Raw genomic sequence first — 6,439 nt, 5'->3', positions numbered from 1 at the left:
GATCGGCCGGAATATGCACCTGTCCATGGATGAGCTGCGCAATGAACGTCGCCAGGCCGTTGCCACCACATCTGCCATCGTTGGCACCATTCTGGTGGTCACCCCACGTCGCAGCCACTTTGATTATGCATTGCAGAACGGCGAGCTTATCAATCGGGGCAATGCCTCGTACCGGGTCGTCGCGTATGGCGTGTGCAGCGACAAGCCAAGCGAGCAGTGCAAAGAGACCTATTACGACCTGCCGGGCAAACACAGGGCCTTCAAGCGTGTCAACATCCATCACGACAAGAGCCACCTTGGCCTCTGGCTCGGACCTGAATTCGTGGTCGTCAAGTAACACTCATTCTTTTGAGCTTTAGATTGTGGAACCCATATGTCCCTCCCGATCGCTGCCTCCGGCCTGCTTGTGGTGCTCTGTTTTCTGGCAATGTCGGCTCGCGCCGACACTGCGATACCACTGCGCATTGCCAATGTTCTCATTCCTGTCAGCTTTGTCCAGGCACTGCAGGACGGTCTTGCTGTGCCCGTCCGCCTTCAATATGCAGATGCCGACCATCAGATTGATACGCTGACCGATGAGGCCATCGGCAATGCCACCTTGCTGCTGCAGGGCGGCAAGCTGCATCTACTGAACATTGATTTCAGTGTCGGCCAACAACAGGCCCTGCTGAACGACAAGCTGACCGCCATGCTAGCCAGTGAGCAGATACGCACCTTTTCTACGGACGGTACCTTGCTGATCGATGACAATGCCAGCATGCAGCTTGACCTGGTTGCCATGTTATTGACCATACGAGTATCCCGAGCCGCATTCGGCAAGGCACAGCAGCAAGACGATCGCATCACCTTGACTCCAACCGTCGATACGCTGACAGGGGTGCATCGCTACAACCTGGGTTACTCATTTGCCCGCAACAGGAGCGGCGGTCACAGCGATTCCAACTTCCTGCAGCTGGACAGCATGGTCGGGGCAGGGTCGCATCACCTAGCCATGAATGCCTCGCTTTATAACCTCGGTGAACCAGAGCAGAGCGGGGATATCTATCGTGCCATGTATGAACGGGATTTCGATGATCGTCGCGTCGCAGCCGGCATGGTGTCGACGTGGGATTTGCAAACATTGGGCGTGGTGACAGGTTTGACCACTGGCCGTATTTATGGTGCCTCTTATGGTAACCAGGCCCAATCTCGCAAGCAGAACGCCAACCAGTCCACCACCCCGATACAAGTCTTTATGCCAGCCAACGGCGAAGTCCGTGTCTATCGGGACGGACGCCTGACCGACACCAGCACCCAGCGTGTCACCAAACTGGGCAGCAGGATGGGATTCACCCAGGAGTGGGGATGGCAATGGTGGGGGGGGGGTAATGGAAGACTCCCATGAGGGTGGCGATTCTCCCCTGCTTGGCCTCTCGCTGGCCCGCACACTGGAGACGCTCGAACTGGCCACCACCGCCTATGGCTTCAAGGACGCAGCCGTCGGAGAGGCCAGTACAAGCTGGCAGGCAACCGATCAAATCACTGCCCAGCTGCAAAGCATGCTGGCCACCGATCATTCATGGCGCCTTGCTTCCAGCCTCTCGCTACAAGCCCATGACAATGCCTCGCTCTGGGTCAGCCAGGAGAAACTGAAAACTGGCAACGCCTTGACGGTCGGCGAGAGCGAGCTTTATTCCGCAGGCATCACGCTCAACATGGGGGGATGGGTCACTGGCTTGGGTCATCTGACATTCAATACCACTCACGACAGTCAGATGAGCCGTGATCGCAGTTTTATGGATTACTACCAGCACCTCTATGCGGGTCGGTACGGCAATTTGTCGCTGCGTGCCAGTCTGCAAAGCGACGGCAGTGTGTTCAATGACTTCAATAACAAGAGCATCACGCTTGACTACTCAATTCCATTCGACAACCTGTTCAGCTTGGGCATGAGCAGCAATGAGCAAGGTCAGACGACGGCAAACCTCAACTACCAGCAACGGATGGATGGCGTCATCAACCTGGCATCGTTTAACGCGATGACCGCGATATGGCGCTCTCTGGCACATTGGGTTTCGAGCACAGAGTGATAGGCGGCACCATGACCTTGGGGCGTGGAGAGAGCGGTGATGTCAACGGCAACCTCATTGCTCGTGGTGCACTGATCACTGCGGATGGATCGCTCCTCGCCTCCCATCAAAGTACCGCAGGTTCAGGCATAGTCGTCCAGACCGGGCTCGGCCAAGACGGGCAGATGCTGGCCAAAGTCAATGGCCAGGATTACCCCTTACTGGGGGAACAGACCTTTCTGGCCCTGCAGCCCTATCAGGAGTATGAAATCGAACTCCTTAACAGCAAGACGGGCAGAGACAGTTATGACATCAATACCGGGAAACAGCGTTACACCCTGTTTCCCGGCAACGTTGCCACCCTGGATGCAAGCAGCACCATCAAAGAGATGGTCACCGTTTTCGGCATAATACGGGCCGAAGATGGCAACCCGCTGGCCAACGCTCGCATCGACAACCATATCGGCACAGCCATGACGAATGCCGCCGGTGAATTTTCTTTGGATGTTGATAAAAATCATCCAACACTAACGTTTAAACATGGCGATAAATTTTGCGAAGCGGATATGGATCTTTCAAGTCACACAGGAGCAGCCTGGGTGGGTGATGTTCTGTGCAAAGGGCTGGAAAGTTACGTAATGAGATGATTACTTTACACAGGTATCAAGATGACAATAAAGCGACCAAGCCTATTTATTTTTTTAATATTTTTAATCTCGCCGACTGTGCATGCGGTCAAGGTCACTATTCTTCCACCTGCGCAAAGCAAATTTATTACCGTGGAGGATAGAGATAATATTTATATTGGCGCACTATCAAATGGAGCTAGAATCACAGGTTCAAGTAACTTTACAACTCATCCTGATCACGGGGACCTGTCATATCTTTCTGATGGTGAAGATAGAACCATCCCCGGTGTACCATGGGGTTTCGTGTACAACATAGAGGTATGGGAAGATAACCCTGTGGTGAATTCCCCTTACTTAGGCTTGCATTGCTGGAAATATCAGAGCAGCAGCCAATCATCTATCTTTGAAGCAGGCAACACCTTAATTAAAACGGATGGGTTTCGTCTAGTCATCAAGGATAGGGATGCGCGCCTGATAAACCCCAGAATAAGCCAAGGGTACATGAGCCACCTTAATAAAATGCCAGTAGGAAATAAATTCACCACCAATATAAATTACTGTTGGACAGCGACTTTCCTGAAGGAAGCCGACTGCACAACATACAGTAGTCTTGACGCTAACAACAACCGCTGGCATAAAAAAACGTCACCTTTATTAAGGAAGGTCATCTTCGCCTATATAATAGTCCGGTGTCCGTTGACATCATGATTTCAAATAACGGCGAATTTTATATTTTACCCAGTTCCCGTGACTGTGAATCATCGGTGGTCGCGGGTAACCAAGGTGTTGCATGCCGCTTCCTGACCCATGAACTGACTCTGGCCTCATCTATAAATATCGATATGCTGTCGCTCACACCCGGTATTAAAGACAGTAGATTGGCCTCTCTCTCACAGAGTGACTTTCAAATAAGCACCGACAAGAACACCTGGTATAAGCAGGGCTCCAAGATGCCTTTCAGCCAATTGCACAAGTCAAATACTGTTTATATCTTCATGTCAAAGAATGTGATAAAAGAGATTTCTAAGATCCCCCCCCCTCGAAGCCTGGTCAACATGTTCAGCTTGATTGTAAACAATGAGCTTCATCCGGGCAGCGGCCTCTATGAGATAAAAGGCTCCACAGATGTCAATTTTACCAGCAGACAGATGTCAGTAGCCATCAGAGAAAAAAATGGGCTAACCCACCCGGTTAAAAGCGGCACAGTGGGCCGCGACAAACTCGAATTCGAATATCTGATCACTGAGTCAGCCAGTGTTCCCTCTGAATCACTGGAAGTATCTATTAGGCAAGATATGGGCTCACCATTCAATAAAAACTGTACTTTCTATCCACCCAACAATGTCACTCAGAGCATGGCTGTTGAAGTTCCGGCTAAAATACAATTTACTGACCGAATTGGCTCATTCAAGAATATGTTTGCTCAAGTTTATTGTGATGGCACACCATTGGACCTAAGGAAATTAGGCATAGTTGAAACTCGCTCATCCATCCCATGGGCAGAATCCGATAGTGTTGCGGGGGCTATCCGCTTCTATGACATCAGTCTGCTATTTGACCTCAGACCCAAGAGTGTCAATCAGACAGTTGGGGGGGAGCAGTGGGAAGGGGAAGTGTATCAAAGTGGTACCATCAGTGTGAAAAGCGTGTGGAAGTGAAAATATGATGCGAAAACCATTCAACGCGCTGACACTAATAGCTTTTTCTTGGCCAACTTTTGCCATAGATATAGGGTCTGCCACCACCATAATGGAACCCTCAATTGACTTTTTGACCAAGACAGTCACCAACAACAATGAGACAACTAAGATATATGAAGTACAGGTTAAAAAAATTACAAATCCAACGGTCAATGGTCTGCCGATAGACATGCCGGCAGGGGAGCTTTTATATTCACCAAAGCGGTTTGTGCTACGAGCCGGACAACAGCAGAATGTCAAAATATTCTATAAGGGAGAGCCAGACCATCAGGAGCGATATTATTGGTTAACCTTCATTGAATCACCCGCAGCACAGTTGGCGACGAAGGAAAATACTGCAGCCACTGGGACCCAAGAGATGAAACTGGCCCTACAGTCCATTCTGGTGGTTCGCCCACGCCAGGTCCATTTTCAATACCAGCTCAATCAGACAGTGGGGAACATCATCAACACCGGCAATACCTACTTCGAGTTTATGGTCAAACAAGGCTGTGAGCAGTCTGACATTGAAGCCGACAGCAAGTACCTGCTGCCCGGCGAGACCTATCGCAACACCAAGATTAGTCAGTCCGGCAACCAGAAGCTGATCGTCTATCAGTCACGCTTCATCGCAGTTGGCAAGGACTGCTGGCCAGATTAGCCCTTGCTCTCGACTAAAGAACTTGCGGTCAAGAGAACACCGTCTCCCGTACCTACCTGACCGTCTCTTTGAACATCCGGCTGGCATGCTCTGGCTCTATATGGTCAACAAGTGCGGGATCGGGGCAATAGAGTCTGCGACTGCGCAAGCGGTGGATATCCTCGCCGGCAAAAGCCCGTTTATTGGTAACAAAAATGGCGTAAACGTTCTGGTAGATACTGGCTCGATTGCGTTTGGCAAGCTCGGTTGCCACTCGCCACAAAGTATTCCCACCTGTGTCGATCAGACATTTACCCTGCTTTCCATATATCAGAACCGGTGGGAGTGGCGGTGGCGCCGAAGGTGCAGTGACGCAGGACTGGGCAGGAATGGTTACACTGAGCAGCGGTCGCCCCGGTAAAGACCAATAGAGAATGCTGCCGTCCGTCAGCCATTGGCAGGGCAGTGCCACCCGCAAAGTGAAAAGCCGTTCCAGTACTATGTTGTTCAGAGGCTCAAACTGCTCACCACGGCGCAGCAGCAACTCCCCATCCAGACTCGGACTTATCAACGTCATGCGCAGCACGCCTTGCTGGTAACTCTGGAACGAGAAGGTTTCGGTGGCCGCTGAAAAGGGAGTCGTGGTCAACATGACCAGCAGCAGTAGAGATTGACGCACCATGGGTGAAACGGGATCCAAAAAACCCTATTGGATCAGGTCGTCAGTCCCCTAACAAGGGTGGCCATCCAGTTTCAGAATGGCCTTACGCAGCTGGTCCCCGGCATCATCAGGTAGAAAGCTCAGGACGACAGGGTCGCCAACCGGGCGGCAAATCCCATGAAGAAGAGGCCAATGAGGCCATTGCCGAGGCGGGCAGCGGTTTGTCTCTGGCGGAAGAAGCGGGCCATCAGGGTGCCACCGAAGATCAGCAGGGTCAGATAGACGAAGCTCATGGCCTCCAGCATGCCCGCCAGCACCAGATAGGAGAGCCAGGGGTGGGCATAGTTGAAATCGATGAACTGCACGAAGAAAGAGACGTAAAACAGGATCGCCTTGGGATTGGTGAGGCTCAGGGTCAGCGCCTTGGAGAAGTAACGCTCGCCCGGGTCCACCACCGACTCCTGCCCTTCCCGCTTGGCGACAAAATTGGCGTGCAGTATCTTCACCCCCAGATAGAGCAGGTAGATGGCGCCGAGGTAGCGCACCAGAGTAAACAGCAGGGGCGTGGTACGGATGAGAGAGGCCACCCCCAGGTAGGCGCAGAAGATCAGGATGGCATCGCCGACGAAGACGCCGAGCGCCGCCCGATAACCGGGACCTACGCCACGGCTCGCCCCGGTGCGCAGCACATAAAGGGAGTTGGGGCCCGGCGCTATGATGATGAAAAAGAGACCGACCAGATAGGTCCAGACATTGACGACACCCAGACTCTCAAACATCTC

9 protein-coding genes and 1 pseudogene are annotated in these 6,439 nt (G+C 52.1%); 8 read left to right on the top strand and 2 right to left on the bottom strand.

Annotation, left to right across the window (positions count from 1 at the left end):
- From AXW79_RS23200 to AXW79_RS24130, 8 genes and pseudogenes are all read left to right on the top strand, one after another.
- Positions 1-337: EcpB family pilus assembly chaperone (locus AXW79_RS23200; RefSeq protein WP_043150845.1), on the top strand; the 337-nt coding region annotated here is incomplete at its 5' end.
- Between the two features lie 36 nt (positions 338-373).
- On the top strand, positions 374-1,384 hold the full coding sequence (locus AXW79_RS23745) for a hypothetical protein (RefSeq protein WP_011898215.1): 1,011 nt from the start codon (positions 374-376) through the stop codon (positions 1,382-1,384).
- Complete coding sequence (locus AXW79_RS23740) at positions 1,368-2,069, top strand: hypothetical protein (protein ID WP_227534394.1); 702 nt, start codon at positions 1,368-1,370, stop codon at positions 2,067-2,069. Before AXW79_RS23745 ends, AXW79_RS23740 begins: the two co-directional genes overlap by 17 nt.
- Entirely contained in the window at positions 2,030-2,695 is a 666-nt protein-coding gene (locus tag AXW79_RS23735; RefSeq protein ID WP_227534393.1) for a CS1-pili formation C-terminal domain-containing protein, read from the top strand. The genes AXW79_RS23740 and AXW79_RS23735 overlap by 40 nt, the downstream gene beginning before the upstream one ends.
- 21 nt (positions 2,696-2,716) lie before the next feature.
- Entirely contained in the window at positions 2,717-3,385 is a 669-nt protein-coding gene (locus AXW79_RS22850) for a hypothetical protein (protein ID WP_129712457.1), read from the top strand.
- Entirely contained in the window at positions 3,382-4,335 is a 954-nt protein-coding gene (locus tag AXW79_RS09985) for a hypothetical protein (RefSeq protein WP_129712459.1), read from the top strand. The genes AXW79_RS22850 and AXW79_RS09985 overlap by 4 nt, the downstream gene beginning before the upstream one ends.
- Before the next feature lie 4 nt (positions 4,336-4,339).
- Positions 4,340-4,720 (top strand): annotated as a pseudogene (locus AXW79_RS24135) (fimbria/pilus periplasmic chaperone); the annotation flags it as partial.
- A gap of 15 nt (positions 4,721-4,735) precedes the next feature.
- Positions 4,736-5,017, top strand: coding sequence for a hypothetical protein (locus AXW79_RS24130; protein WP_005319428.1), 282 nt, complete (start codon positions 4,736-4,738; stop codon positions 5,015-5,017).
- A gap of 52 nt (positions 5,018-5,069) precedes the next feature.
- Here the strand turns inward: AXW79_RS24130 and AXW79_RS09975 are convergent, their stop codons facing one another.
- Positions 5,070-5,678 carry a LysM peptidoglycan-binding domain-containing protein gene (locus AXW79_RS09975; protein WP_005319430.1) on the bottom strand — a complete coding sequence of 203 codons (609 nt, stop codon included), beginning with the start codon at positions 5,676-5,678 and terminating at the stop codon, positions 5,070-5,072.
- Between the two features lie 119 nt (positions 5,679-5,797).
- A complete protein-coding gene (gene leuE / locus AXW79_RS09970; RefSeq protein ID WP_005319433.1) occupies positions 5,798-6,436 on the bottom strand; it encodes a leucine efflux protein LeuE in 639 nt (212 codons plus the stop codon).
- Positions 6,437-6,439: the final 3 nt, after the last annotated feature.

Source organism: Aeromonas salmonicida subsp. salmonicida (assembly GCF_001643305.1).
In the GTDB taxonomy this organism is placed as follows: domain Bacteria; phylum Pseudomonadota; class Gammaproteobacteria; order Enterobacterales; family Aeromonadaceae; genus Aeromonas; species Aeromonas salmonicida.
This window is presented reverse-complemented; position numbering and strand designations above follow the sequence as displayed.